Origin of the sequence: Pseudomonas fragi (assembly GCF_900105835.1) — a bacterium.
Lineage (GTDB): Bacteria > Pseudomonadota > Gammaproteobacteria > Pseudomonadales > Pseudomonadaceae > Aquipseudomonas > Aquipseudomonas fragi.
The window spans coordinates 3,590,664-3,616,195 of sequence record NZ_LT629783.1 but is presented as its reverse complement, the minus strand read 5'-3'; the positions used below and the strand labels follow the sequence as shown (position 1 = coordinate 3,616,195).

General features: G+C 60.7%; 24 protein-coding genes and 1 riboswitch. Of the genes, 14 read left to right on the top strand and 10 right to left on the bottom strand.

Annotated elements, in window-relative coordinates; genetic code table 11:
- Positions 1 to 211 precede the first annotated feature (211 nt).
- Together metF and ahcY are read right to left on the bottom strand one after the other, a co-directional pair.
- Positions 212 to 1,057: a methylenetetrahydrofolate reductase [NAD(P)H] gene (gene metF / locus BLU25_RS16550; protein ID WP_016782516.1), complete on the bottom strand. Its 846-nt coding sequence runs from the start codon at positions 1,055 to 1,057 to the stop codon at positions 212 to 214.
- A gap of 102 nt (positions 1,058 to 1,159) precedes the next feature.
- Complete coding sequence (gene ahcY / locus BLU25_RS16545; protein ID WP_016782517.1) at positions 1,160 to 2,569, bottom strand: adenosylhomocysteinase; 1,410 nt, start codon at positions 2,567 to 2,569, stop codon at positions 1,160 to 1,162.
- 22 nt (positions 2,570 to 2,591) lie between these two features.
- A riboswitch (S-adenosyl-L-homocysteine riboswitch) is annotated at positions 2,592 to 2,698 on the bottom strand.
- A 195-nt stretch (positions 2,699 to 2,893) separates the two neighbouring features.
- Between ahcY and BLU25_RS16540 the strand changes: the two genes are divergently transcribed.
- Positions 2,894 to 3,295, top strand: a complete 402-nt coding sequence (locus BLU25_RS16540; RefSeq protein ID WP_016782518.1) for an acyl-CoA thioesterase — start codon at positions 2,894 to 2,896, stop codon at positions 3,293 to 3,295.
- Positions 3,296 to 3,526: 231 nt separating this feature from the next.
- The gene (locus BLU25_RS16535; protein ID WP_016782519.1) at positions 3,527 to 4,384 is read left to right on the top strand and encodes a formate/nitrite transporter family protein; all 858 of its coding nucleotides are present in this window, start codon (positions 3,527 to 3,529) and stop codon (positions 4,382 to 4,384) included.
- A gap of 1 nt (position 4,385) precedes the next feature.
- Here the strand turns inward: BLU25_RS16535 and trhA are convergent, their stop codons facing one another.
- The 7 genes from trhA to pilG form a co-directional block, all read right to left on the bottom strand.
- Complete coding sequence (gene trhA, locus BLU25_RS16530; RefSeq protein ID WP_016782520.1) at positions 4,386 to 5,003, bottom strand: PAQR family membrane homeostasis protein TrhA; 618 nt, start codon at positions 5,001 to 5,003, stop codon at positions 4,386 to 4,388.
- A gap of 214 nt (positions 5,004 to 5,217) precedes the next feature.
- Positions 5,218 to 5,670 carry a chemotaxis protein CheW gene (locus tag BLU25_RS16525; RefSeq protein WP_016782521.1) on the bottom strand — a complete coding sequence of 151 codons (453 nt, stop codon included), beginning with the start codon at positions 5,668 to 5,670 and terminating at the stop codon, positions 5,218 to 5,220.
- The gene (locus tag BLU25_RS16520; RefSeq protein WP_083369738.1) at positions 5,663 to 11,539 is read right to left on the bottom strand and encodes an Hpt domain-containing protein; all 5,877 of its coding nucleotides are present in this window, start codon (positions 11,537 to 11,539) and stop codon (positions 5,663 to 5,665) included. Before BLU25_RS16520 ends, BLU25_RS16525 begins: the two co-directional genes overlap by 8 nt.
- Positions 11,540 to 11,566: 27 nt before the next feature.
- Positions 11,567 to 13,624, bottom strand: a complete 2,058-nt coding sequence (locus BLU25_RS16515; protein WP_016782523.1) for a methyl-accepting chemotaxis protein — start codon at positions 13,622 to 13,624, stop codon at positions 11,567 to 11,569.
- A 41-nt stretch (positions 13,625 to 13,665) separates the two neighbouring features.
- Positions 13,666 to 14,205, bottom strand: a complete 540-nt coding sequence (locus BLU25_RS16510) for a chemotaxis protein CheW (protein ID WP_016782524.1) — start codon at positions 14,203 to 14,205, stop codon at positions 13,666 to 13,668.
- 10 nt (positions 14,206 to 14,215) lie between these two features.
- Entirely contained in the window at positions 14,216 to 14,593 is a 378-nt protein-coding gene (pilH, locus tag BLU25_RS16505; RefSeq protein ID WP_016782525.1) for a twitching motility response regulator PilH, read from the bottom strand.
- A 42-nt stretch (positions 14,594 to 14,635) separates the two neighbouring features.
- On the bottom strand, positions 14,636 to 15,043 hold the full coding sequence (pilG, locus tag BLU25_RS16500; protein ID WP_016782526.1) for a twitching motility response regulator PilG: 408 nt from the start codon (positions 15,041 to 15,043) through the stop codon (positions 14,636 to 14,638).
- A gap of 340 nt (positions 15,044 to 15,383) precedes the next feature.
- Between pilG and gshB the strand changes: the two genes are divergently transcribed.
- From gshB to BLU25_RS16465, 7 genes are all read left to right on the top strand, one after another.
- Positions 15,384 to 16,337: a glutathione synthase gene (gshB, locus tag BLU25_RS16495; protein WP_029611613.1), complete on the top strand. Its 954-nt coding sequence runs from the start codon at positions 15,384 to 15,386 to the stop codon at positions 16,335 to 16,337.
- Positions 16,338 to 16,414: 77 nt separating this feature from the next.
- Positions 16,415 to 17,314, top strand: a complete 900-nt coding sequence (locus tag BLU25_RS16490; RefSeq protein WP_083369737.1) for an energy transducer TonB — start codon at positions 16,415 to 16,417, stop codon at positions 17,312 to 17,314.
- Positions 17,315 to 17,476: 162 nt separating this feature from the next.
- Entirely contained in the window at positions 17,477 to 18,049 is a 573-nt protein-coding gene (locus BLU25_RS16485) for a YqgE/AlgH family protein (protein ID WP_016782529.1), read from the top strand.
- Positions 18,049 to 18,489, top strand: coding sequence for a Holliday junction resolvase RuvX (gene ruvX, locus BLU25_RS16480; RefSeq protein ID WP_016782530.1), 441 nt, complete (start codon positions 18,049 to 18,051; stop codon positions 18,487 to 18,489). The genes BLU25_RS16485 and ruvX overlap by 1 nt, the downstream gene beginning before the upstream one ends.
- An 83-nt stretch (positions 18,490 to 18,572) precedes the next feature.
- Positions 18,573 to 19,079 (top strand): bifunctional pyr operon transcriptional regulator/uracil phosphoribosyltransferase PyrR, encoded by a 507-nt coding sequence (gene pyrR / locus BLU25_RS16475; RefSeq protein ID WP_016782531.1) that lies wholly within the window; start codon positions 18,573 to 18,575, stop codon positions 19,077 to 19,079.
- A gap of 12 nt (positions 19,080 to 19,091) precedes the next feature.
- Positions 19,092 to 20,096 (top strand): aspartate carbamoyltransferase catalytic subunit, encoded by a 1,005-nt coding sequence (locus tag BLU25_RS16470; RefSeq protein WP_016782532.1) that lies wholly within the window; start codon positions 19,092 to 19,094, stop codon positions 20,094 to 20,096.
- Positions 20,093 to 21,364, top strand: a complete 1,272-nt coding sequence (locus BLU25_RS16465; protein WP_083369736.1) for a dihydroorotase — start codon at positions 20,093 to 20,095, stop codon at positions 21,362 to 21,364. Before BLU25_RS16470 ends, BLU25_RS16465 begins: the two co-directional genes overlap by 4 nt.
- A gap of 126 nt (positions 21,365 to 21,490) precedes the next feature.
- On the opposite strand, the gene BLU25_RS16460 is transcribed toward BLU25_RS16465, so the two are convergent.
- The gene (locus tag BLU25_RS16460; RefSeq protein WP_016782534.1) at positions 21,491 to 21,907 is read right to left on the bottom strand and encodes an NINE protein; all 417 of its coding nucleotides are present in this window, start codon (positions 21,905 to 21,907) and stop codon (positions 21,491 to 21,493) included.
- A gap of 252 nt (positions 21,908 to 22,159) precedes the next feature.
- On the opposite strand from BLU25_RS16460, the gene BLU25_RS16450 reads away from it, so the two are divergent.
- The 5 genes from BLU25_RS16450 (at position 22,160) to BLU25_RS16430 (ending at position 25,414) form a co-directional block, all read left to right on the top strand.
- Positions 22,160 to 22,807, top strand: coding sequence for a C40 family peptidase (locus BLU25_RS16450; protein WP_029611615.1), 648 nt, complete (start codon positions 22,160 to 22,162; stop codon positions 22,805 to 22,807).
- A 179-nt stretch (positions 22,808 to 22,986) separates the two neighbouring features.
- Positions 22,987 to 23,673, top strand: coding sequence for a YggS family pyridoxal phosphate-dependent enzyme (locus BLU25_RS16445; protein ID WP_016782538.1), 687 nt, complete (start codon positions 22,987 to 22,989; stop codon positions 23,671 to 23,673).
- Between the two features lie 33 nt (positions 23,674 to 23,706).
- Positions 23,707 to 24,525: a pyrroline-5-carboxylate reductase gene (gene proC / locus BLU25_RS16440; RefSeq protein WP_016782539.1), complete on the top strand. Its 819-nt coding sequence runs from the start codon at positions 23,707 to 23,709 to the stop codon at positions 24,523 to 24,525.
- 11 nt (positions 24,526 to 24,536) lie between these two features.
- Complete coding sequence (locus BLU25_RS16435) at positions 24,537 to 25,124, top strand: YggT family protein (protein WP_016782540.1); 588 nt, start codon at positions 24,537 to 24,539, stop codon at positions 25,122 to 25,124.
- The gene (locus BLU25_RS16430; RefSeq protein WP_016782541.1) at positions 25,124 to 25,414 is read left to right on the top strand and encodes a DUF167 domain-containing protein; all 291 of its coding nucleotides are present in this window, start codon (positions 25,124 to 25,126) and stop codon (positions 25,412 to 25,414) included. The genes BLU25_RS16435 and BLU25_RS16430 overlap by 1 nt, the downstream gene beginning before the upstream one ends.
- Positions 25,415 to 25,532: the final 118 nt, after the last annotated feature.

Here is a 25,532-nt window from a genome sequence, read left to right as displayed (position 1 = left end):
CGGCCGGGCGTAAGCCTGGCGGAAAACCCGGAGTATAACAGAGCAATCACGGCGCGCCGATTTCATGCTGCCCAACGGCTAATGGAGGTGATGTACAACTCCAGGAGCGGTAAGCCTTGTGGGAGCGGGCTTGCTCGCGATGCAGGCGACGCGATTCCTTGACAGACCGCAGCGATGCCATCGCGGGCAAGCCCGCTCCCACAAAGGCAGATCAGCGTGGCAGCTTGAGGTTGTTCCAGATCGCCAGGCTCGGATCAGCCTGGTTCAGGGTGTAGAAGTGCAACCCCGGGGCGCCGCCGTCGAGCAGGCGCTCGCACATTTCGCTGATGACCTGCTCACCAAACGCCTGGATGCTCTGCGTATCGTCGCCGTAGGCTTCAAGTTGCTTGCGGATCCAGCGCGGAATTTCAGCGCCACACGCATCAGAAAAACGCGCCAGCTTGCTGTAGTTGGTGATCGGCATGATGCCGGGCACGATAGGGATCATCACACCGGCTGCTTCTACGCGCTCGACAAAACGGAAGTAGCTGTCGGCGTTGAAGAAGTACTGGGTGATCGCACTGTCAGCGCCAGCATGGGCCTTGCGCACGAAGTTGTTGATATCGTCTTCGAAGTTGCGCGCTTGCGGGTGCATTTCCGGGTACGCAGCCACTTCGATATGGAAGTGGTCGGCGGTTTCTTCACGAATGAAGCTCACCAGGTCATTGGCATAGCGCAGTTCGCCGCTGGCCATGCCCATGCCCGAAGGCAGGTCGCCACGCAGCGCAACGATGCGCTTGATGCCCGCGGCCTTGTACTGGGCCAGCAGGCCGCGCAAATCAGCCTTGCTGTCACCCACGCACGACAGGTGCGGAGCCGCAGGTACTTTTACTTCGCTCTCCAGCTGCAGCACGGTATTGATCGTGCGGTCGCGGGTCGAGCCACCGGCACCGTAGGTGCAGGAGAAAAAATCGGGGTTGTAGGTCGCCAGTTGGCGAGCCGTGTTCATCAGCTTTTCATGTCCAGCATCGGTCTTGGTCGGGAAGAACTCGAAGCTGAAACGACGGTCTTGAGACATGGGAATACCCTTGCGTACGCGAAGGGGGTCAGTACTAACCCCTGACGCTGAACTCACACACAAAAAAAAGGCGGTCAGTGCAAGCCTGACCGCCTTTCTTAATCAGTAACGGTAGGTTTCTGGCTTGAACGGGCCTTCGACGGTAACGCCGATGTAGTCAGCCTGTTGCTTGGTCAGTTGGGTGACCACGCCGCCGAAGCCGCGAACCATTTCCAGGGCTACTTCTTCGTCGAGTTTCTTCGGCAGGACTTCTACGGTCAGACGCTCGGCTTGCAGCTCGGCCGGCAGGTCAGCGTATTTCTGCGCGAACAGGAAGATCTGCGCCAGTACCTGGTTGGCGAACGAACCGTCCATGATGCGGCTTGGGTGACCTGTGGCGTTGCCCAGGTTAACCAGACGGCCTTCGGCCAGCAGGATCAGGTAGTCGTCGTTCTGTGGGTCGAATTCGCCCAGGCCAGTACGGTGAACCTTGTGAACCTGTGGCTTCACTTCTTCCCATGCCCAGTTCTTGCGCATGAAAGCAGTGTCGATTTCGTTGTCGAAGTGACCGATGTTGCACACTACCGCGCGTTTTTTCAGCGCAGCCAGCATGTTCTTGTCGCACACGTTGACGTTACCGGTGGTGGTCACGATCAGGTCGATCTTGCCCAGCAAGGCAGCGTCGATGCTGGCAGCGGTGCCGTCGTTCTGGCCGTTGATAAACGGCGAAACCACTTCAAAACCGTCCATGCACGCTTGCATGGCGCAGATCGGGTCAACTTCGGACACTTTAACGATCATGCCTTCCTGACGCAGGGACTGGGCCGAACCCTTGCCCACGTCACCGTAGCCGATAACCAGTGCTTGCTTGCCGGACAGCAGGTGGTCAGTACCACGCTTGATGGCATCGTTCAGGCTATGACGGCAGCCGTACTTGTTGTCGTTTTTGCTTTTGGTTACCGAGTCGTTCACGTTGATCGCAGGGATCATCAGCTCGCCTTTGGCCAGCATGTCCAGCAGACGGTGAACACCGGTGGTGGTTTCTTCAGTCACGCCGTGGATCTTTTTCAGCATGGCCGGGTATTTCTTGTGCAGCAGCTCGGTCAGGTCGCCGCCGTCGTCGAGGATCATGTTGGCATCCCATGGCTCGCCATCTTTAAGGATGGTTTGCTCCAGGCACCACTCGTACTCTTCTTCAGTTTCGCCTTTCCAGGCGAACACCGGGATACCGGCAGCAGCGATAGCGGCAGCGGCCTGGTCCTGGGTCGAGAAGATGTTGCACGACGACCAACGCACTTCGGCACCCAGGGCAACCAGGGTTTCGATCAGTACGGCAGTCTGGATGGTCATGTGGATGCAGCCCAGAATCTTCGCGCCCTTGAGCGGTTGTTCTGCGGCATAACGGCGGCGCAGACCCATCAGGGCCGGCATTTCGGACTCGGCGATAAAGGTTTCGCGACGGCCCCATTGGGCGAGGGACATATCGGCGACTTTAAAGTCGTTAAAACCTGCAGGCGTGTTTACAGCGCTCATCAAGAGCCTCCATTCGTTTAATCGCGAATGGGCGCCGTTGTGCGTTTAGTGCCTGAACAGGGAGCCCTGAACAAACAACGCCCCATCCGAGCCTGACAGGTTGAACCTGCTGCAGCGCCCCTCGGACAGGTGGCGGGAACGGTACTGGGTAAATATGACCGTTTTGAAGCGGGGGTGATTATAGCCATCCGCGCCGATGTTCCCAAGGGTTTATCCGCGGCATTTTGATTTGCTTAATCGAGACCATAGTCGAAGCTCAATAGAGCTGAGTGCCGGTGTCTGACATCATGGTCGGCATCCAAGTCACGACGGTCAGGAGCGAATATGAATTTTCACACCCGCAAATGGGTTAAACCCGAAGACCTCAACCCCAACGGCACCCTCTTTGGTGGCAGCCTGTTGCGCTGGATCGACGAAGAAGCGGCGATTTACGCCATCGTTCAATTGGGCAACCAGCGTGTGGTGACCAAGTACATCTCCGAAATCAACTTTGTCAGTGCTTCGCGCCAGGGCGACATCATCGAACTGGGCATCACCGCCACCGAGTTCGGCCGCACCTCGATCACCCTGACCTGCGAAGTGCGCAACAAGATCACCCGCAAAAGCATCCTGACCGTGGACAAGATGGTCTTCGTCAACCTGGGCGAAGACGGCCTGCCGGCGCCGCACGGGCGTACCGAGATCAAATACGTCAAGGACCAGTTCCAGGATGACAGCCAGGCTTGATGCCGGGCTCCCGTAGCAGCTGCCGAAGGAACGAGGCTGCGTTCGCGTGATGCGGCACTCCGACGAAGCCGTCGCAAATCATATGGCGCGGTTTTACTGAAAATCCGTGCGTTCAGGTTCTGCGATCGCTTCGCAATCGAACGCAGCCTCCGGCAGCTGCTACGAGTTCCATAGTGAACAGCTACAGTCCATGCGTGTCGTACATGCACACGCCAACGGTTCTGGAGCCTTATGGACACTCAAAAATCAGGCAAGACCCCCAACCTGTCGGCTGAAGAAGAGCACGATGTCATCAAGAACCAGCCACCGCGCGCCGCGGTGCTGCACGAAATCATCCGCCAGCAGGGCGATCAGGAACTGGAACGCAGCATCGCCGCGCTGTTCTGGTCGGCACTGGCCGCCGGGCTGACGATGGGCCTGTCGCTGATGGCTATGGGCTTGCTCAATTCGCGCCTGCCCAGCGCTGAAGGCTTCAAGGTTATCGCCAGCTTCGGCTACTGCGCGGGTTTTCTGGCGGTCATCCTGTCCCGTCAGCAGCTGTTTACCGAAAATACCCTGACCGCCGTGCTGCCAATCATGAGCAAACCCACGCTCAAGAACGTCGGGCGCCTGCTGCGGCTCTGGACGGTGGTGCTGGTGGGCAACCTGATGGGCACCCTGCTGGTGGCTTATGTGATGCTGCATTTGCCGATTTTCGACACGCAGACCGACAAGGCCTTCCTGGAGATCGGCCGCAAGGTCATGGAAAACGACGCCAGCCAGATGTTCGCCAAGGGCATCATCTCGGGCTGGATGATTGCCACGATGGTGTGGATGATCCCGTCCATGGAAAGCGCCAAGATGTGGATCATCATCCTTATCACCTACCTGATGGCCCTGGGTGACTTCACCCATATCGTGGTCGGTACGGCCGAGGTGTCGTATCTGGTGTTTGCTGGCGAGTTGCCCTGGAAGGACTTCTGGCTGATCTTTGCCGGCCCTACCCTGGCCGGCAATATCATCGGTGGCAGTTTTATCTTTGCCCTGATCAGCCACGCGCAGATCCGCAGCGACACCCAAAAGCCCAAGCCCGAGGCGCAGTTGCCCTGAGTCAGATCACATAATGCGCGATGGCCACAAAATGCAGCAGGCTGCCGGCTATCACGAACAGGTGCCAGATGCCGTGGGCATGGCGCAGACGGTGATCGAGGGCAAAAAAGATGATCCCCACGGTGTACATCACCCCGCCGGTGGCCAGCCAGATAAAGCCGGCGGTGCCCAGCGCCGCCAGCAACGGCTTGACCGCCACCAGCACAATCCAGCCCATCACGGCATAAATCACGATGGACAGGATGCGGGTTTCGGAACGTGGCTTGATCTCCTGCAGCATGCCGATCACCGCCATGCCCCAGACGATCCCGAACAACGACCAGCCCCAGGGCCCGTGCAGCGTGACCAGGCAAAACGGCGTGTAACTGCCGGCGATCAACAGGTAAATGGAGAGGTGATCGAACTTCTGCATGATCACCTTCGAGCGCCCGCGCACGCTGTGGTACACGGTCGACACGCTGTACAGCAACACCAGCGTGACCCCATAGATGGCCACACTGACAATCTTCTGCGGGCTGCCATCGAGGCAGGCCATTACCAACAACCAGATACTGCCCACTGCTGCCGCCACGGCACCCACCAGGTGGGTCCAGGCGTTGAGTTTCTCCCCGTGATACATGTGCAAAATCCTCAAAAGCCGAGAGTGCGACTGTGTCACATGGTTACGAGATAAGGGTCAGGGTTGCGAAGTTAAAGGGCAATGCGGCGTTGGTCGAGCAGGGCAACCTGCACCACCGCTGTGGGAGCGGGCTTGCTCGCGGTAGCAGCACCGCGGTTTAACTGACTGACCGCATCGCCTGCATCGCGAGCAAGCCCGCTCCCACAAGTGCTGCTTAATCCGCGCTGCCCCGCACCAGCCTTTCCAGCGCCAGTAAGTCCGGGATTTTCGCCACATGATCGCCCACTTGCACCGCCGCTCGCTCCAGCGGGTTCAGCGGTACGTCGACGAAGCTCAGTTGGCTGTCGACTTTGTAGGAACGCGGGATGCCCTGAACCACCATCGCCATGAATTTGAAATCCGGGTCACCGCCCAGGGTGTTTAGGATCACGATCCGCGCCCGTTCACCGATCACCAGCGGCCCGCCGCATGCGGCTTCAAAGCTGATCAGCGGCAGTTGGTGGTCGCGCCAGGTGATCTGGCGCAGGTGCCAGGGCGGGGAGTCGCTGCTGGGTTCGCCGCGCTGCCAGCCGATCAGTTCGGCGATGGCGACGTTGGGCAGCAGCAGGTAACGGTCGGCCAGGGGCAGCAACAGGGCGGTCAGGCTGCCCACGCGATGGTCAAGCATGGAAGTTGCTCCAGTAGGCGATGCGCTCCAGCAGCACCGACTCTTGATACGGCTTGCCCAGGTAATCGTTGACGCCAATGGCCATCGCCCGGTTCTGGTGTTTTTGCCCGGTGCGCGAGGTAATCATGATGATCGGCAGGTCCTTGAGGCGCGGGTCGTTGCGCACGCGGGTGGCCACTTCAAAGCCGTCCATGCGCGGCATTTCGATGTCCAGCAGCATCAGGTCCGGGATGTGTTCTTCCAGTACGCTCATGGCGTCGACCCCGTCCTTGACCGTGATGACGTTCATGCCGTTGCGTTCGAGCAGGCGGCTGGTGACTTTGCGCACGGTGACCGAGTCGTCCACCACCAGCACCAGCGGCGGACGCACGGCCGGGGTGAATTCCAGTGCGCCGACGGCTTCATGATGCGCCCGCTGCAACGGCTGGCGCGCCTGATGGGCGCGGATATAGGCCAGCAGATCAAGAATCAGCACCACTCGCCCGTCGCCCAAAATGGTCGCGCCCGACAGGCCCTGCACCCCGGTAAACTGCGGGCCGAGGCTCTTGACCACAATCTCCCGCGAACCCGCCAGCGCATCCACCTGCAACGCTACGCGCTGGTCCTGGCAATGCACCAGCAGCACCGGCAGCGAATGGCTTTCGCCCACCAGCTTGGGTTTGCCCACGGTTTGCAGCAGCTCGCCCAGGTAGCGCAGTTCGTAGGTTTGCCCGCCGTAGTGATACAGCGGCGGGTTGAGCTGGTAGTAGCCCTCCAGTTCGTTGGGCATGACACGCACGATGCCTTCAACGGTGTCCAGGGCAATGGCGTATTGCTCGTCTGCGCACTGCACCATCAAGGCCCGGTTGAGCGATACGCTGAACGGCAGGCGAATCTGAAAATGCACGCCCTGCCCGGCCACCGAGTCGATGGTCATGCTGCCGCCCAACTGCCGCACTTCTTCGTGTACCACGTCCATGCCGACGCCACGCCCGGAGATCTGGGTGATTTTTTCGGCGGTGGAGAACCCCGGCTGCAGGATGAACTGCAACACCTCACGGTCGCTGATGCTCACTTCGGGGTCCAGCAAGCCCCGCAGGATGGCTTTGCGGCGCACGGCTTCCAGCGGCACGCCAGCACCATCGTCGTGCATGTCAAAGACCACGTCGCCACCCTCGTAAGACAGCTCCAGGCTGATTAGCCCCTGCTCCGGCTTGCCGCTGGCATGGCGCACGTCGGCGGGTTCCAGGCCGTGGTCGACGGCGTTGCGCAGCATATGTTCCAGGGGTGCGACCATGCGCTCCAGCACGTTGCGATCGATTTCGGCCTCGGCATTGATCACGCTGAATTCAACCTGTTTGCCCAGCTCGCTCGCCACCTGGCGCACCACGCGCTTGAGGCGCGGCAATACCCGCTCGAATGGCACCATGCGCGTGCCCATCAGGCCCTCTTGCAGTTGCGTGTTCACCCGCGCCTGCTTTTGCAGCAGGCCGTGGGCGTCCTGGTAGCGTGCCGTCAGGGTGGCCTTGAGGTCGAGCAAGTCGGAGGCCGACTCAAACAGGGCGCGGGACAGTTGCTGCAGCAGGGAATGGCGGTCCATTTCCAGCGGGTCAAATTCGTCGTAAGCCACGCCATCGGCTTCGGTGTGTGCACGGTTGTACAGGCGGCCCTGGGTTTCGCTGTCGAGGCGCCGCAGTTGGTCCTGCATGCGCTCAAGGGTGGTCTGCATTTCGTTGAGGGCGACCTGACCGTCGTTGACCTGCTGCTCCACGCGCCCACGAATGATCGAGGCTTCGCCCGCCAGGTTGACCAGGTCTTCCAGCAGCTCGGCCGGCACCTTGAGGGTGTCCAGCCCGGTGCGCTCACCTTCGGGCAGCGGCGCCGGTGCGGGCTCTGGCTTGACCGGGGCGGCGGGTGCCTGCCGGGCGTTGCGCTCAATCTGGCGGATCTTCTCGATCAGCACCGAAGGCGAAGGCAGCGACTGGCCACTACGCAGTGCGTCAAACATCTGCGCCAGCTGGTCGTGGCAGCGCTGCAACAACACAAACAGCTCATCGCTGGGGGTGATGGTGCCTATCGAAATATCTTCAAAAAGGGTTTCAAGTTCGTGGGCAAAATCGCCAATCGCGGCGACTTCCACCATCCGCGCTCCGCCTTTGAGGGTGTGCAGGTCGCGCAGCAGGTTTTCCACTTCAAGATGGTTCTGCGGCTCGGCTTGCCAGCGTGCCAGGGCCGCACCCGAACTTTCGAGAATATCGAAGGCCTCATCGAGGAAGATGTCCTGCAACTGCGGATCTTCATTGCTCGGTGGCGCTTGCGGGGCAACACTGCCGGGCGCTGGCAGTGCTGCACTGTACAAACGAAAGCCGCGAATGGCTTCGATCAGTTCATAGGGCTCGCTCAACGCTTGCTTGTGCAGCAGTTTTTCAAGCATCAGCGCCAGCTGTTCGTGGCTGCGCTCCAGCAGGCGAGCCAGTGCCGGGCTGTCACTCAGGCGCCGGTCCAGCAGGCCTTCGTACAAGTGTTCAAGCTCATGGGCCAATTCGGCTATCGGCTCGATGCCGGCCATGCGCGCACCACCCTTGAGGGTGTGCAAGTCACGCTGCAGGGACGACAGTGATGCCAGGCTGTCGGGCGCACTGAGCCAGCGCTGCAGGGCCTGCGCGGCACTCTCGAGAATATCCACCGCCTCTTCGAGGAAAATCTCGACGATTTCCTCGTCGAAGTCCTCATCCTGGCCGCCCCCCAATTGCTCGGTGGCCGCGCCCAGCTCGGTCGCCTGCCCGCCATCACGGCGAATCAGCCCCGTGGCATCGGGCGCCAGCCCCTCGTGCAGGAGTGCGTGCAGGGTCTGGACCAATTGCGGCTGTGGGGTGATCTCCTGCCCCGCGGCCAACTGGTCGAGCATGTTGATCAGCGCTTCATGGGCGTCATCGGCCGCCTCGAAAAACCGCTCGCTGGGCGCCAGGCTGCTTTCTTCAACCGCGCCATAAAGGTCCAGCAAGGCTTCGCACAGCGCATCCATCGGCTGCAAGTCGAGCAGGTGGGCAGACTCGCCCAGCGTGGTCAGCTGGTCCAGCAGGGTGTCCAGGCCATCGCGCTCATGGGGGTTCTGGTGCCAGGTTTTCAGCAGCTCCTGGGCATCGAACAGGATGTCCATGCTTTCGCCCAGAAACTCGGCCGTGCGCTGCGGGTCGCGCTTGGCCACCCAACTGCTCGCAGGGCTGTTGAGCAAGGTATCCAGGCGGCTGGCGATCAACTGCTCGGTGCGTTCGATCAGTGACCGCGCGCCCTGTATCTCGGCCAGCGGATCGCTGTCCAGTTGATTGAGCCCCGCATGCAGCAAAGTGCCAGCCTCCTGCAGCAGGTCAATTTCTTCCGCGCCCAGGGCCAGGGTGTGCGCCTTGTATTCACGCACCAGGTGGTCCAGCGGCGCGGCCAGCTCGGCCATCGGCACCACGCCCGCCATATGTGCGCTGCCTTTGAGGGTATGCATGGCCAGCTGCAAATCGTCACTGGCGTGCAATGGCCTATGTACCCGGGCCTGGGCCAGAAAGCGGTCGAGGCGCTCCAGGTGGCTTTGTGCTTCCTGGCGAAAGATATCCAGCAACTGGGGGTCGAAACTGCTGGAGTCCTGGGCGATCAGCAGCGGTTGCGGCTCGCCTTTGGCCAGGCGCTGGGCGCGTGCGGCCAGTTGGTCGACGTCTTCGCGCTGGCGTTGGCTTTGCTCGGCAAACGCCTGAATCAACTCAGGCAGCATGACCAGCACGTCTTCAAGCAGCTGGAAGATCTGCGCAGACGCTGCCACGCTGCGCTCGATCACCCGGTTAAGCAGGTTTTCGACCGCCCACGCCAGCTCCGCCAGCACCAGCGCACGCACCATGCGCCCGCTGCCCTTGAGGGTATGAAAGCCACGCCGCAACTCGGCCAGCGCAGCACTGTCCGCCGGGTTGGCAGCCCATTGCGGCAGGCAGTCGTGCAGGGTGATCAGGACTTCATCCGTTTCTTCGAGAAACACTTCCAGCAGTTCTTCGTCCAACGGCGCCTCATCTACCGGCGGTGGCAGCAAACTGGCAGGCATGTGTTGCGCCGGCGGGTTGAGCGCCGACAGCGGGCTGGCCAGGGCATCGGCCAGGCTTTGTGCCTGCCGGTCCGGCATCAGCCGTTGCGTTGGGTGCCCGGGGCTGTCATCGGGCAACGCCACGGGGTTTACCGCTGGCGCATAGCCCAACTCGGCCAGGCTGTTTTCGGCCCGATCCAGCACCTGTTCGCTCGAAGCGCCAGGGTCCTGGGCCAGACGTTCCAGGTAATATTCGATGCTGACCAGTGCATCGGCCAGGTGATCAAGCTGTTCATCCGCGGGCTGGCCGGGGCCTTGCAACAAACACTCGTTCACATATTGATTGCAGGCTTGCAGCAAGCTGGCCGCGCGATTGAGGGGGATCATCGCCAACGCACCGCGGATTTGCGTCAACAGCGCGGGCACGGGCTGCAGGTGCTGGCGGTCGTGGTCAGCCGCCAGGTAATCGCCGATCAGGTCTTTGACTTCTTCAAGACTGATGCGCGCTTCCTTGATCACCAATTGGTGAATCTGCATCAGGTCGGTGGTGGGCAAACGGCTTTCTTCGCGCTGCGAAGGCTCGACACTGCCGACCATGCCCGCCAGGGTGGCTTCGACATACAGCAAGGCCGAAGCCACATCCATCAACACCGCATCGGTGGGTTCGCGCTGGCCCTGGGCCAGGCTTTGCAGCACCGCCAGTTGATCGATGATGACTTTACGCGGTTGCCCGAACCCCAGCACAGCCAGGGTGTCGGCAATCTGGCGCAGCGGCGCCATCAGGCTGCTCAGCTCCGAGACATGCAGACGGTCACTGCGCACAAACAGGTCGAGGCGCTCCTTGACCCGTACCAGCTCTTCGCACAACGCGGCCACCACCGAGCGCATGGCGTCGCGGTCAGGGCCGGCCAGGCGCGCCCGCTCCTCATCGACCATCGCCGCATCGGGCATGGCCTGGTCCAGCTCGTAGTGATTTTTCAACGCGAGCATTTTCGTGGTCGGGTGCTCGGCCTTGGCAATATAAAACAGCAGGCTGGTCAGCAGTTCTTCGGGGGCTGGCTGATTGATGGCCTCGATGCCCTGTGCCAGCAGGCGCTTGAGCTCCCTGTCAGACTTTTTCAGCAGGCTGCGCAGGGCCGGGCTATTGGGCACCCGGCCTTTGAGCATGCCGTCGACCAGCGCAGCGGCAATTTTCCACAGGGCATTGAGCGGCGAGCCCTGGCACAGGCCTTGAAGATTGGCGAACACCCCCGCCATGATTTCCAGGTTGGCCTGCACCGCTTCGCCACGGCGCAAGCCCAGGAATGCGGCCTGCAGGCTATGGCGCAGCGCACGCAATTCGCGCGGCAAATCTTCAGGCTGCAAACGGGCCAGGGCCTCTGCATCCAGGGCGGGCACCTCCTGCAAGGGCGGGCTGAACAGGCTGGTTTCCGACAACAAGGCCTGGCCACGGGCGCTGCGCAAATCGTTGAGCAGCGGCAACACCACCAGAGGCCAGTCGCGCCGGGCACTGTGGACGCGGTCCAGATACAGCGGCAATTGGCTGAAGGCTTGTTGCAACAGGCGCAGGGCTTCATCAACCTGGCTGACGCGGCCTTGCTGCAGGGCAATCACCAGTTGCTCCATCTCTTCGGCCAGCAAGGCCGCGCCGTAGAACTCGACCATCAGCAAGCTGCCATGCACCTGATGAATGCAGGCCAGGCATTGTTCCAGTGGCGCCGCCGCCGGTTGCAGCGCATAGGTCTCCAGCGCCGCGCGGGCCTGCTTCAGGGTGTGGGCAATTTCGCCTTTAACCCACTCAAGGGCCACATAGTCGTGCCGGTCAACCATAACGACTCCAGTCAGAATTGCAGCGCATTACTGTGGCTCATGGTCTTTGGACGGAGCAGGCAGCGTGAAGCCGGACACCGAGCGCCTCAATTGGCTGGCCATTTTGGCCAGGTTGCCAATGCTTTCGGCCGTCGCCGTGGAACCGGACGAGGTCTGATTGGTGATTTGCTGAATGACATTCATGGTCAGGGAAATCTGCGCCGCCGAAGTGGTCTGCTTTTGTGCCGCGTTGGAGATGCTTTGAATCAGATCCGCCAGGTTTTGCGACACGCCTTCGATCTCTTCCAGCGCGACCCCGGCGTCATGGGCCAAGCGGGCACCGCGCACCACTTCAGTGGTGGTTTGTTCCATGGAAATCACCGCTTCGTTGGTATCCGCCTGAATGGCCCGCACCAGCGTCTCGATTTGCCGGGTCGCCGCAGACGAGCGCTCAGCCAGGCGCTGTACTTCGTCGGCTACCACGGCAAAGCCGCGTCCGGCATCACCGGCCATCGATGCCTGGATGGCGGCGTTGAGTGCCAGAATATTGGTCTGGTCGGCAATATCATCAATCAGGCTGACAATATCGCCGATTTCCTGGGAAGACTCGCCCAAACGTTTGATCCGCTTGGCGGTGTCCTGGATCTGGTCGCGAATGTTGTCCATGCCGTGGATGGTGTTGTGCACCACTTCATTGCCTTTGTTGGCAATCGCCACGGAGCGCTCGGCCACCGCCGAAGATTCGGAAGCGTTGGCAGACACCTGATCGATTGAATGGGCCATTTCCTGGATCGCCCCCGAGGCCTCGGCGATTTGCTGGGCCTGATGCTCGGACGCTTCGGCCAGTTGCATGGCGGTGGCCTGGGTTTCCTGCACCGCTGCGGCCACCTGGCCTGCCGTCAGGTTGATGGTGGCCACCAGTTCGCGCAGTTGGTCGATGGAATAATTGATCGAATCGGCAATGGCACCGGTAAAGTCTTCGGTCACCGAGGCGGTCACGGTCAGGTCACCGTCGGCCAGGTCGGCAATTTCGTCGAGGAGGCGCATGATCGCATTCTGGTTTCTTTCGTTCTTTTCAGCCGTTTCACGCAACTGGCGGTTGGTTTCGCGCACCATCACCAAGCCGATCAGGATAATCGATGCCAGGGCCAGCAAGCCCAGAACGTAGCCACCGATAATGTCCAGCGAGCGACCGCTGGCGAGGTTTTCAAAGCCATTGGCCAGGGTCGAGGCTTCGTCGAGCAAGGTTTGCGACAGGCTGAAAATGGTGTTCGCCGCTTCGCGCACATGGAACAGCTGCGGCGAGGTTTCGAGGATTTCGTCCACGGAACCGGAGACAAACTGAAACAGTTCGGAAATTTCCTGCAGGCGGGCGCGGGCATCCTTGTCTTCAACCTGGGTAATACGCAACCCTTCATTGCCTTCAAGCATGCCGTTGAGCACTTGCCCGAAACGGTTGGCATCACGCCCAAAGGCACCTGCAGCCTGGGCGGCATTTTCGTCGCCGGCCAGCACCGTATTGACCGCCCCCAGAATACGCTCGGCCAGCAACGACTGCCGCTGGGCCAGGGCCACCTGGCTGGCTGGCGCGCCGCGCTGCAACAGGATTTCGACGACTTTCTCGTATTCAACCTGCAACTGCGGCACGGTCTCGGCCAGCGTGGCGGCCACCTGATGCAGCGACAGCACGGTTTGTTCACTGGCCAGGATGGCGTTGGCGTTATTGAGCAGCAGCTCCCAGTCACGCTGCACCGCCTGCATTTCCTTGTGTACGGCCGCAGGCGCAGGAGGCAGGCCGGTGGCCGGGTCACCTTTTTTCAGATAGCCCCAGCGCTGGCTGAAATCATTGCGCGCATCGATCAGCAACTTGAATGCGGCGGCTTTGCCGGCAGCGGCTTCGGTGGCGTTCTTGGCAATGCGCTGGGACAACACCCGCAACTCGCCCGCATGGCTGATGTACTGCTTGTCGTAGTTGGACTGGGTATTGAGGTACGCAAAGTTGGCGAACAACAGCATGATGAACACGATCAGGGCGATAAACAGCACGATGATCTGCGAACGACTGCGCGACCCTTCCATTGGCTTAGCGGTATTGGCTGTGGTCATCGATCAGGTCCTGAGATCCCGTATTAAAGCTGAAAGCCTGTTCACACGGCTACCGCCCAGAATTGTGGAGCCCGGGCCAGGGCAAACGGGCTAAAAACCCACCACAGCTGCTCAGCGGCAAAGTGCCCTTGCACATAAGGCGCAAACACCGGATGGGGCAGGGTTTGTGTATCAGTATTGAGGTCGGCGTGGGCAAAGTGCTGCATGCCTTGCACTTCATCGACCTGCAGGCCGACAAACACGTCTTTGTATTCCAGCACCAATACGCGGCGCTGTTTGCGCAAGGGTGACAGCTCAATGCCGAAAAACCCGCACAGGTCCATGATCGGCAACAGTTGCCCGCGCAAATTGGCCACGCCCTTGACCCAGGGCTTTACCCCGGGCAACAGGGTAAACCGCGGCTCATGCAGGATTTCGGCAATTTCGCCCATCGGCGCCACAAAACACTGCTCGCCGATGCGAAAACCAATACCGCTCCAGGTATCGAGCTGTGCCTGGGCAGGCACCAGGCCTGCCGCCAGCGAGCGACAACGCTGGTCGATCTCAAGTAGCAGTTCAAAGGCTGTCAATGCGCCGGGCATAGGGTGACCGTCATTTTGGAGGGTTTTCTTCCAGGACTTTTTTCACCTTGAGGATCAACTGCTCTTCATCCACCGGCTTGGTCAGGTAGCCCTTGGCACCCTGACGCTGGGCCCAGACCATATCGGTTTCCTGATCCTTGGTAGTCACTACGATAACCGGGATGTAGCTTGTTTCCGGGTCTTTTGTAAGCTGACGCGTAGCCTGAAAGCCGTTGAGGCCCGGCATCACGATATCCATCAACACCAGGTCGGGTTTTTCCAGTCGTGCCAGGGCGACGCCGTCTGCGCCGTTTTCTGCCTTGAGCACTTCATGGCCGTGCTTTTCGAGCATGCCGGTCAATTTGTACATTTCAGTCGGCGAGTCATCGACGATCAGAATGCGAGCCATGGTGTTCCCCATTTATCAGGTGGTTGGCCGGCTGGCCGGGTGTTATTGGGCACTGGGTAGAATATTGAAGGCTGGCACATGAGCCTTGATCGCGCTCAGCAATTCGTCGCGACTGAACGGTTTGGTCAAAAATTGATCAGAACCCACGATCCGCCCCTTGGCCTTGTCGAACAGGCCGTCCTTGGACGACAGCATGATCACGGGGATCGACTTGAACGCCCGGTTGCTCTTGATCAGTGCGCAGGTCTGATAACCATCCAGACGCGGCATCATGATGTCGACAAAGATAATGTGCGGAGGGTGGTCGACAATCTTGGCCAGCGCATCGAAACCATCGATGGCGGTAATGACCTCGCAGCCCACGTTTTTCAGCAGCGTTTCGGCGGTGCGGCGAATGGTTTTCGAATCATCGATCACCATCACCTTCAAGGCGCTGGAATGCTTTTGCATATGTGCTTTACCATCGCCACGGCGACCAATTTTGTTACAACTGTGCGGCTTATAACCCCAACTCCTTGATGGACAAGGGTTGCAAGCACTGTGCGAGCCTTTTTAGCACAGTCACGACCTTCAATCTATCGAAGGGTCCAAGCGGTGGTTTTTCCTTGACCGAGGCCACACTCAGCGCCACTCTGGCGCCACTTTTCAGGTCATACCGATCCCTGTGTGGGAGCGGGCTTGCTCGCGATACAGGCGCTGCGGTCTGTCAGGCAAATCGCAGTGATGCCATCGCGAGCAAGCCCGCTCCCACACGATCAGATCGTCACTCACTTTATTTGAGGAATTTGCCATGAGCGTTCGAGTCGGGATTGTCATGGACCCCATTGCGGGCATCTCCTATAAAAAGGACAGCTCGCTGGCCATGCTGCTGGCCGCCCAGGATCGCGGCTGGACCCTGTTCTACATGGAACAGCAAGACCTTTACCTGAATGAAGGCAAGGCGCGGGCACGCATGAAGCCGCTCAAGGTGTTTGCCAACCCGGAAAAATGGTTTGAGCTGGACGCCGAGACCGACACGGCCCTGAGCGATCTGGACGTGATCCTGATGCGCAAGGACCCGCCCTTCGACATGGAGTTCGTCTACTCCACCTACCTGCTGGAACAGGCCGAGCGTGATGGCGTACTGATCGTCAACAAGCCGCAGAGCCTGCGCGACTGCAACGAAAAACTGTTCGCCACCCAATTTACCCAATGCACGCCGCCGACCGTGGTCAGCCGCCGCGCCGACGTGCTGCGTGAATTTGCTGCCTTGCACGGTGACGTGATCCTCAAGCCGCTGGACGGCATGGGCGGCACCTCGATTTTCCGTCACCGGGTGGGCGACCCCAACCTGTCGGTGATCCTCGAAACCCTGACCCTCAACGGCACCCAGCAGATCATGGCGCAAGGCTACTTACCGGCGATCAAGGATGGCGACAAACGCATCCTGATGATCGACGGCGAGCCGGTCGATTACTGCCTGGCACGGATCCCGGCCCAGGGTGAAACCCGTGGCAACCTCGCCGCAGGCGGTCGTGGCGAAGCCCGCCCGCTGAGCGAAAAGGACCGCTGGATTGCAGCCCAGGTTGGCCCGACCCTGCGTGAAAAAGGCCTGTTGTTCGTAGGTCTGGACGTAATCGGTGAGCACCTGACCGAAATCAACGTCACCAGCCCGACCTGCATCCGCGAGATCGACAATGCCTTCGGCACCAATATCGGCGCCCTGCTGATGGATGCAATCGAGCGCAAGCTGGCGGCTCGCTGATCTGCAACAGCCTGTAATAGACCAACATTGCGCTATCATGCGCACCCTGTGAAACCCGCGATGTTGGTCTTTTTGCCATGACACTCCCCAGCGACCTGCCCCCCGAACTCAGCCATAAAGGCGTGCGCGCGGCCGATCGCCTTGGATTTGCCCTGTTTGTGGCGGCGCTGCTGCATATCGCCGTGATCGTCGGCGTGGGGTTCAGCATGGAAGCGCCCAAACCGGTCAGCAAAACCCTGGAAATCACCCTGTCCACCTTCAAAAGCGAGAAAGCCCCGGAAAAAGCCGACTTTCTGGCCCAGGACAACCAGCAGGGCAGCGGCACGCTGGACAAGAAAGCCGTGCCCAAGACCAGCGAGGTCGCCCCTTTCCAGGACAACAGCGTCAAAAAAGTCACCCCACCGCCTGCCGCCAAACCCGAGCAGACCCAGACCGCGCCCAAGGCCGCCGTGACCACCGTGGCACCCGCAGTGAAAAAAGCCCCGAGCCAGCCGCAGAAGGTCAAGACCGAGGCGGCGCCCAAGGCCAGCATTCCAACGTTCGACAGCTCGCAGCTGTCCAGCGAGATTTCCAGCCTCGAGGCCGAACTGGCCAACGAGCAACAGCTGTACGCCAAGCGGCCGAAGATCTACCGCATGAGCGCGGCCTCGACCATGCGCGACAAGGGCGCCTGGTACAAAGAGGACTGGCGCAAGAAGATCGAGCGCATCGGCAACCTCAACTACCCTGAGCAGGCACGGCGGGAAAAGATCTACGGCAAGCTGCGCCTGCTGGTGTCGATCAACCGCGACGGTTCGCTGCATGAAGTACTGGTGCTTGAGTCTTCGGGCCAGCCGCTGCTGGACCAGGCCGCACAACGCATCGTGCGCCTGGCGGCACCTTTTGCGCCGTTTACCGGTGACCTGGCGGATATCGACCGGCTGGAGATTATCCGCACCTGGAAATTCGCCGAAGGCGACCGCCTGTCCAGCAACTGATCCACAGGGCAACGGTGGGAGCGGGCTTGCTCGCGATTGGATCGCTGCGTTTTAACGTTAAACCGCGCCGCCTGTATCGCGAGCAAGCCCGCTCCCACAAAGACCCAGGAATCTTGATCGCCCAACTTGTCAGTTCACGTTGCCAGCGCCACACTAAGACTCATGAAAAAACACGCGCCGACTTACCTCAAGCATCAATTCCTGATCGCCATGCCCCATATGGCCGACCCGAACTTTGCCCATTCCTTGACCTACATCGTCGAGCACACGGCCAATGGTGCCATGGGGCTGATGATCAACCGCCCGCTGGAGCTGAGCCTGGCGGATGTTCTTGAGCAGTTGCGCCCGGAACAACTTTCTTCACCGCTGTGCCAGCATGTACCGATCTTCGGTGGCGGGCCGGTCATGATCGACCGTGGCTTTGTCCTGCACCCGGCCAGCATGAACTTTGACGCCACCGTCGAACTCGACGACGGGCTGGCCCTGAGCACCTCTGCCGATGTGTTGTTCAGCATTGCCGATGGCCGCGGCCCGAACCGCAGCCTGATCTGCCTGGGCTATGCCGGCTGGGATGCTGGCCAGCTTGAAGCCGAACTGGCCGACAACGCCTGGCTGACCTGCCCGTATTCGGCGCATATCCTGTTTGATACCCCAAGCGAGCTGCGCCTCGACGCGGCCGCCAAGCACCTCGGAGTGAACCTCAATTTGTTAAGCACCCAAGCAGGCCATTCCTGATGGCCAGCCTTCGTTTATTGCTGGGCTTCGACTACGGCACCCGCTCCATCGGCGTGGCTGTAGGCCAGATGATTACTGGCCAGGCCCGCGAGCTGTGCAACCTGAAAGCCGAGAATGGCATCCCCAGGTGGGAAGAAATCGAAAAACTGATCAAGGAATGGCAGCCCGACGCGATGGTGGTCGGCATGCCCTTGAACATGGACGGCACCCCGAGCGACTTCTGCGCCCGGGCACAAAAATTTGCCAATCGCCTGAATGGCCGTTTCAATCTGCCGGTTTTTACCCATGATGAACGCCTGACCACCTTCGAGGCCAAGGGCGAACGCCGGGCCCAGGGCGGCCAGCGCGGCAGTTACCGCGACAACCCCGTTGATGCCATCGCCGCCAAACTGGTGCTGCAAGGCTGGCTCGACGAAAACCCGGCGCACTCTCAAGACTGACCCGGCGTTTGTACCATTGACCCGCCTCATTGTTTGCGCCCGCCGCCGCACGTTGTGCTGCGCGGGCCTTTTAAGGAGCCACCATGATCCTGCCTGTTCCCGCTGAACTGATCTCCCAGATGGCCCTTGATCTGAAGGCCCATCTGGCCCGTCGCGGCATCACCGAGCCGCGTTATATCGGTATCCGCACCGGCGGCATCTGGGTTGCCCAGGCGCTGCTCAAGGCGCTCGGCAGCGATGCACCGCTGGGCACGCTGGATGTATCGTTCTACCGCGATGACTTCAGCCAGAACGGCCTGCACCCGCAAGTGCGCCCTTCCGAGCTGCCGTTCGAAATCGAAGGCCAGCACCTGGTGCTGATCGACGACGTGCTGATGAGCGGTCGGACCATTCGCGCAGCGCTGAACGAGTTGTTCGACTATGGTCGTCCGGCCAGCGTGACCCTAGTCAGCTTGCTGGACCTTGACGCCGCCGAACTGCCGATCCGCCCGGACGTAGTGGGCGCGACCTTGTCGCTCAAGCCGAGCGAGCGGGTAAAATTGTCCGGCCCTGCGCCACTGACACTCGAACTTCAAGACCTAGCCCCTTAAGAGACCATTGCGATGACGCCGACTGACACCAAGCGCCCGCTGCAGCTCAATGACCAGGGCCAGCTGCGCCACTTTCTGTCGCTCGACGGTTTGCGCCGCGAGCTGCTGACGGAAATCCTCGACACCGCCGACTCGTTCCTCGAAGTCGGCGCCCGGGCGGTGAAAAAAGTCCCGTTGCTGCGCGGCAAGACCGTATGCAACGTGTTCTTCGAAAACTCCACCCGCACCCGCACCACCTTTGAAATGGCCGCCCAGCGCCTGTCGGCCGACGTGATCACGCTCAACGTGTCGACCTCGTCGGCGAGCAAGGGCGAAACCCTGCTCGACACCCTGCGCAACCTTGAAGCGATGGCCGCCGACATGTTCGTGGTACGCCACGGCGATTCCGGCGCCGCGCACTTTATTGCCGAGCATGTATGCCCGCAGGTGGCGATCATCAACGGCGGCGACGGCCGCCATGCCCACCCGACCCAGGGCATGCTCGACATGCTGACCATTCGTCGGCACAAGGGCGGCTTCGAAAACCTGTCGGTGGCCATCGTCGGCGACATTCTGCACTCGCGGGTAGCGCGCTCGAACATGATCGCCCTCAAGACCCTGGGCTGTAAGGACATTCGCGTTATCGCGCCGAAAACCCTGCTGCCGATCGGCATCGAGCAATACGGCGTGAAGGTCTACACCGACATGACCGAAGGCCTCAAAGACGTCGACGTAGTGATCATGCTGCGCCTGCAGCGTGAGCGCATGTCCGGTGGCCTGCTGCCGAGCGAAGGCGAGTTCTACCGCCTGTTCGGCCTGACCACTGCACGCCTGGCCGGGGCCAAGCCTGATTGCATCGTCATGCACCCGGGGCCGATCAACCGTGGCGTCGAGATTGAGTCCGCGGTGGCCGATGGCCCGCACTCGGTGATCCTCAACCAGGTGACCTACGGCATTGCCGTGCGCATGGCGGTGTTGTCCATGACCATGAGCGGGCAAACCGCCCAGCGCCAATTCGAACAGGAGAACGCCCAGTGAAGCTCAGCATTCTCGGCGCCCGCGTAATAGATCCGACCAGCCAGCTGGATCAAGTGACTGACCTGCACCTGGAAGCCGGCAAGATCGTTGCCATCGGTGCAGCGCCAGCCGGTTTCACCCCGACGCAAACCATCGAGGCCAAGGGCCTGGTGGCCGCCCCCGGGCTGGTTGACCTTAACGTTGCCCTGCGCGAGCCGGGCTACAGCCGCAAAGGCACCATCGCCAGCGAGACCCGCGCCGCTGCGGCAGGTGGCGTCACCAGCCTGTGCTGCCCGCCGCACACCAAACCGGTGCTGGACACCTCGGCCGTCGCCGAACTGATCCTTGACCGCGCCCGTGAAGCCGGCAACTGCAAGGTGTTCCCGATCGGTGCGTTGAGCAAAGGCCTGGACGGCGAGCAACTGGCCGAGCTGATCGCCCTGCGCGACGCGGGCTGCGTGGCATTTGGCAACGGCCTCAACAGCTTCACCAACACCCGCACCCTGTGCCGGGCACTGGAGTATGCGGCCACGTTCGACCTGACCGTGATCTTCCACTCCCAGGACCGTGATCTGGCCGAGGGCGGTATCGCTCACGACGGCGCGATGGCAGCGTTCCGTGGTTTGCCGGGCATTCCGGAAACCGCCGAAACCGTAGCTTTGGCCCGTGACCTGCTGCTGGTTGAGCAAAGCGGCGTGCGCGCGCACTTCAGCCAGCTGACCAGCGCCCGCGGTGTGGCCCTGATCGCCCAGGCCCAGGCTCGCGGCCTGAAAGTCACTGCCGATGTAGCGTTGTATCAGTTGATCCTGACTGACGAAGCGCTGGTGGATTTCTCCAGCGTTTACCATGTGCAACCGCCGCTGCGCACCCGAGCCGACCGTGACGGCCTGCGCGAGGCCGTGAAGTCGGGTGTGGTGCAAGCCATCTCCAGCCATCACCAGCCCCACGAGCGTGACGCCAAGCTGGCCCCGTTCGGCGCGACCGAGCCGGGCATGAGCAGCGTTGAAGTGCTGCTGCCGCTGGCAATGACCCTGGTCGAAGACGGCTTGCTCGACTTGCCGACGCTGCTCAGCCGCCTGAGCGCTGGCCCGGCTAACGCCCTGCGCCTGCCAGCCGGCAAGCTGGCGGTGGGTTCGGCAGCAGACCTGGTGCTGTTTGACCCGGCGGCCTCGACCCTGGTTGGTGAGAAATGGCATTCCAAAGGCGACAACTGCCCGTTCCTCGGCCATTGCCTGCCGGGTGCCGTGCGTTACACGCTGGTGGATGGCCGGATCAGTTACGAAGGCTAAGCGCGGCCCTCACCCCAACCCTCTCCCTCCGGGAGAGGGAGCTGATTGGATGCGTTGCGCAAATCTGCTTTTGCCTTTAGTCCCCTCTCCCTCCGGGAGAGGGTTAGGGTGAGGGGCTTTTGATCTTTACCGGCGCTCTGCGTTCTTGATCGAGATCTGCTCGTTCAAGGTCCAGAAGTCATACAGGATACCGATCAGGAACAAACCACCGGTAAACAGGTAGATGATCCCCGTGATCCATTTGCCCATGTACATGCGATGTACGCCAAACACCCCCAGAAACGTCAGCAGAATCCATGACACGCTGTAGTCAGTGTCACCTGCGGTAAACCGCAAGTCGGCTTCACGGTCCATGCTCGGGATCAGGAACAAGTCGATCAGCCAGCCAATACCCAGCAAGCCCAAGGTGAAAAACCAGATCGTCCCGGTCACCGGCTTGCCGTAATAGAAGCGGTGCGCACCCAGAAAACCAAAAATCCACAGCAAATAGCCCAGCACTTTGCTGTGAGTATCGCGCTGAACATCGTCTCGATAGCCGCTCATAAATGCCCTCTTTGCTGCTGATAGAAAAATATTGTGAAGTTTTTTGTGACTTTTTTACTGTCGTGCAAAAGGTAAAAGTGTCTTACAAGAATTGGCGCAAAGCCTTGTACTACCTGACCTGCACCCTCGCCATGCGACAATTTGCCATCACCTTTGCGGAAATTGACCCCACAGTCCACCTGACAAATGGCCTGAGAAAGGACAAAAAAGCTGTTATAAAGTTTCGCGTTTATAACCATTGAGCCCTGCCGAATGCGTCCTATATTCAAGACATGGCTAACCATTTGCCTATTATTGCCACTGGCCGCCCACGCCACCAATCGTGAGCAACATCTTCCTTCGGGCTTCACCGGCTACACCGCAAAGTCATCTGCGGCTGCACCCTATGTTGCCTCTACCAGCAAGACCGTAGCACGTCCTGCCACCAGTAAAGCCCACCGCAAGGCCCCGGGCAAAATGGCAGCGGCGTCCCTGGCCGCCGCCAACAAGCAGAGCAGCACGGTCCTGAGCCGCGCTGTAAACGTGTTAGGCACCCCTTATCGTTGGGGCGGCAGCAGCCCAAGTAAAGGGTTCGACTGCAGCGGGCTGGTCAAATACGCCTTTAATGACGTAGCCGCCGTTGATTTGCCACGCACTTCCAGCGAAATGGCCAGTGGTCATGGGCAAAAAGTCGAGCGCAAGGATTTGAAACCCGGCGACCTGCTGTTTTTCAACATCAAGAGCCGCAAGGTCAACCACGTTGCCATTTACCTGGGCAACGACCGCTTTATCCACGCCCCGCGTCGCGGCAAGTCGGTGACTATCGACACGCTGCAAAAGCCGTACTGGCAGAGCCACTATGTGGTCGCCAAACGTGTGCTGCCTAAAGAGAAGTCCACGCTGCAGGTTGTGCAACGCTAAAAACGCTTTTGCTTTTGATTCTGTGGGAGCACCGCCGCTCCCACAGCGTTATCGCTGCCAACTCCCGGCCTCTGCGCTTCAATCTTCGCTCCCTCCCCCGGCGACAGGCCGGCGATATCCATCCCCCCTGCCAATTCCAGTAGAATGCCGCTGACTTTCACAACGGCGGGCTTAAACGAATGTCCACGATAGCAGGCAACATTGCCCAGGTTGAGGCGCGCATCCGTGCCGCTGCACTGGCTGTTCACCGTGATGTAACCAGCATTCATCTACTCGCGGTCAGCAAGACCAAGCCTGCCGCCGCGCTGCGTGAGGCCCATGCCGCCGGGGTTCGCGACTTTGGCGAGAACTACCTGCAGGAAGCCCGCGCCAAACAGATCGAATTGGCCGACCTGCCCTTGTGTTGGCACTTCATCGGCCCCATTCAATCGAACAAGACGCGTGATATCGCCGAGCATTTTGCGTGGGTGCATTCCGTCGACCGGCTCAAGATTGCCCAGCGTTTGTCTGAACAACGCCCGGCCGACTTGCCACCGCTCAATATCTGCATCCAGGTCAATGTCAGCGGTGAAGCCAGCAAATCGGGCTGTACCCCGGCAGACTTGCCTGCGCTGGCGGCCGCCATCAGCGCCCTGCCACGCTTGAAGCTGCGCGGTTTGATGGCAATTCCGGAGCCCACTGAGGACCGCGCCGAGCAGGATGCTGCTTTTGCGCAGGTGCGCACGCTTCAAGAGCGCCTGAACATGGGCCTCGACACGCTTTCAATGGGCATGAGCCACGACCTTGAGTCGGCGATTGCCCAAGGCGCCACCTGGGTGCGCATCGGCACTGCATTATTTGGCGCCCGCGACTACGGCCAGGCCTGAAAGGGCCTATCTCATTTTTTATAAGGATCGGTTATGAGCAAAACGCGTATTGCCTTTATCGGCGCCGGCAACATGGCTTCCAGCCTGATCGGCGGCCTGTTGGCCAAAGGTCTGGATGCAGCACAGATCCGCGCCAGCGATCCGGGTGCCGAGACGCGGGCCAAAGTGGCCGCCGAGCATGGCATCGAACTGTTTGCCGATAACGCGCAAGCCATCCAGGACGCCGACGTGATTGTCATTGCGGTCAAGCCACAGGCCATGAAAGCCGTGTGCCAGGACCTGCGCCCGCATCTGCAGCCCCATCAATTGCTGGTCTCGATTGCTGCCGGCATTACCTGCGCCAGCCTGCTCAACTGGCTGGGCAGCCAGCCGCTGGTGCGCTGCATGCCCAACACCCCGGCCCTGCTGGGCAAGGGTGTGAGCGGCCTGTTCGCCACTGCCGACGTCACCGCCGAGCAACGCCAGCAGGCGGAGCAACTGCTCAGTGCCGTGGGCATTGTGGTGTGGGTGGACAGTGAAGCGCAGATCGATGCCGTGACGGCCGTGTCCGGCAGCGGCCCCGCGTACTTTTTCCTGCTGATCGAAGCCATGACCGACGCCGGCGTCAAACTCGGCCTGCCGCGTGACGTGGCCAAGCAACTGGCCGAGCAGACCGCGCTGGGCGCCGCACACATGGCCGTGGCCAGCGATGTCGACGCCGCCGAACTGCGCCGCCGCGTGACCTCGCCAGCGGGCACCACTGAAGCTGCGATCAAATCATTCCAGGCCGACGGCTTTGCCGCCTCGGTCGAAAAAGCATTGAGTGCCGCCGCGCACCGCTCGGCCGAAATGGCCGAACAACTGGGTCAATAAAGGAGCACATGATGTCCGGACTTAATGGCGCAGCCATTTTCGTGATTCAAACCCTGGGTAGCCTCTACCTGCTGATCGTACTGCTGCGGTTTATCCTGCAGCTGGTGCGGGCCAACTTCTACAACCCGCTGTGCCAGTTCATCGTCAAGGCCACCCAGCCGCTGCTCAAGCCGCTGCGCCGGGTCATCCCGAGCGTGTTCGGCCTGGACATGTCGTCGCTGGTGCTGGCGATTCTGGTGCAGATGGTGATTTTCGCCGTGGTCCTGACACTCAGCTACATGTCCTTCAACATTCTGGGCCTGCTGCTGTGGGCGATCATTGGCGTGACTGCGCTGTTTTTGAAAGTGTTCTTCTTCGCCATGATCATCAGCGTGATCCTGTCGTGGGTAGCACCGGGCAGCGTCAGCCCTGGCGCTGAACTGGTCAACCAGATCACCGAACCGGCCCTGGCACCGTTCCGCCGCTTCCTGCCAAGCATGGGCGGCCTGGATATCTCGCCGATCCTGGCGTTCATGGTGATCCAGCTGATCCAGAGTTTCGTGATCCCGCCATTGGCCATGTATGTCGGCATGCCGGTCATCTTGTTCGGCCTGATCTGATGAGCTACTTCCGGTGGGACGGCGAGGATCTGATTCTCGACTGTCACCTGCAACCCAAGGCCAGCAGCGACGAGTTTGCCGGCCTGCACGGTGACCGTCTGAAAATCCGCCTCACCGCCCCGCCGGTAGAAGGCAAGGCCAACGCCCACCTGATGGCCTTCCTGGCCAAGGCGTTCGGCATTGCCAAAAGCCAGGTGAGCCTGATCAGCGGCGAACTCAACCGGCAGAAGCGCGTGCGTTTGCATGCGCCGAAAAAGCTGCCGGACTTGCCGGGTTTGGTCCGACCCTGAACCTGTGGGAGCGGGCTTGCCCGCGATCCTGGCACCGCGGTCTGTCGACAAACAGCGGTGATGCAATCGCGAGCAAGCCCGCTCCCACCGAGTTTGGCTACAGGTCATAAAATCAGCC

Coding starts and splice junctions, on each gene's coding strand:
- BLU25_RS16450 (WP_029611615.1), top strand. CDS start 22,160: ATGCGTCCTATATTCAAGACATGGCTAACCATTTGCCTATTATTGCCA.
- trhA (WP_016782520.1), bottom strand. CDS start 5,003: ATGTATCACGGGGAGAAACTCAACGCCTGGACCCACCTGGTGGGTGCC.
- pilH (WP_016782525.1), bottom strand. CDS start 14,593: ATGGCTCGCATTCTGATCGTCGATGACTCGCCGACTGAAATGTACAAA.
- BLU25_RS16535 (WP_016782519.1), top strand. CDS start 3,527: ATGGACACTCAAAAATCAGGCAAGACCCCCAACCTGTCGGCTGAAGAA.
- gshB (WP_029611613.1), top strand. CDS start 15,384: ATGAGCGTTCGAGTCGGGATTGTCATGGACCCCATTGCGGGCATCTCC.
- BLU25_RS16525 (WP_016782521.1), bottom strand. CDS start 5,670: ATGCTTGACCATCGCGTGGGCAGCCTGACCGCCCTGTTGCTGCCCCTG.
- ruvX (WP_016782530.1), top strand. CDS start 18,049: ATGGCCAGCCTTCGTTTATTGCTGGGCTTCGACTACGGCACCCGCTCC.
- BLU25_RS16435 (WP_016782540.1), top strand. CDS start 24,537: ATGTCCGGACTTAATGGCGCAGCCATTTTCGTGATTCAAACCCTGGGT.
- BLU25_RS16430 (WP_016782541.1), top strand. CDS start 25,124: ATGAGCTACTTCCGGTGGGACGGCGAGGATCTGATTCTCGACTGTCAC.
- BLU25_RS16460 (WP_016782534.1), bottom strand. CDS start 21,907: ATGAGCGGCTATCGAGACGATGTTCAGCGCGATACTCACAGCAAAGTG.
- pyrR (WP_016782531.1), top strand. CDS start 18,573: ATGATCCTGCCTGTTCCCGCTGAACTGATCTCCCAGATGGCCCTTGAT.
- BLU25_RS16540 (WP_016782518.1), top strand. CDS start 2,894: ATGAATTTTCACACCCGCAAATGGGTTAAACCCGAAGACCTCAACCCC.
- ahcY (WP_016782517.1), bottom strand. CDS start 2,569: ATGAGCGCTGTAAACACGCCTGCAGGTTTTAACGACTTTAAAGTCGCC.
- metF (WP_016782516.1), bottom strand. CDS start 1,057: ATGTCTCAAGACCGTCGTTTCAGCTTCGAGTTCTTCCCGACCAAGACC.
- BLU25_RS16470 (WP_016782532.1), top strand. CDS start 19,092: ATGACGCCGACTGACACCAAGCGCCCGCTGCAGCTCAATGACCAGGGC.
- BLU25_RS16515 (WP_016782523.1), bottom strand. CDS start 13,624: ATGACCACAGCCAATACCGCTAAGCCAATGGAAGGGTCGCGCAGTCGT.
- proC (WP_016782539.1), top strand. CDS start 23,707: ATGAGCAAAACGCGTATTGCCTTTATCGGCGCCGGCAACATGGCTTCC.
- BLU25_RS16520 (WP_083369738.1), bottom strand. CDS start 11,539: ATGGTTGACCGGCACGACTATGTGGCCCTTGAGTGGGTTAAAGGCGAA.
- BLU25_RS16445 (WP_016782538.1), top strand. CDS start 22,987: ATGTCCACGATAGCAGGCAACATTGCCCAGGTTGAGGCGCGCATCCGT.
- BLU25_RS16490 (WP_083369737.1), top strand. CDS start 16,415: ATGACACTCCCCAGCGACCTGCCCCCCGAACTCAGCCATAAAGGCGTG.
- pilG (WP_016782526.1), bottom strand. CDS start 15,043: ATGCAAAAGCATTCCAGCGCCTTGAAGGTGATGGTGATCGATGATTCG.
- BLU25_RS16510 (WP_016782524.1), bottom strand. CDS start 14,205: ATGCCCGGCGCATTGACAGCCTTTGAACTGCTACTTGAGATCGACCAG.
- BLU25_RS16485 (WP_016782529.1), top strand. CDS start 17,477: ATGAAAAAACACGCGCCGACTTACCTCAAGCATCAATTCCTGATCGCC.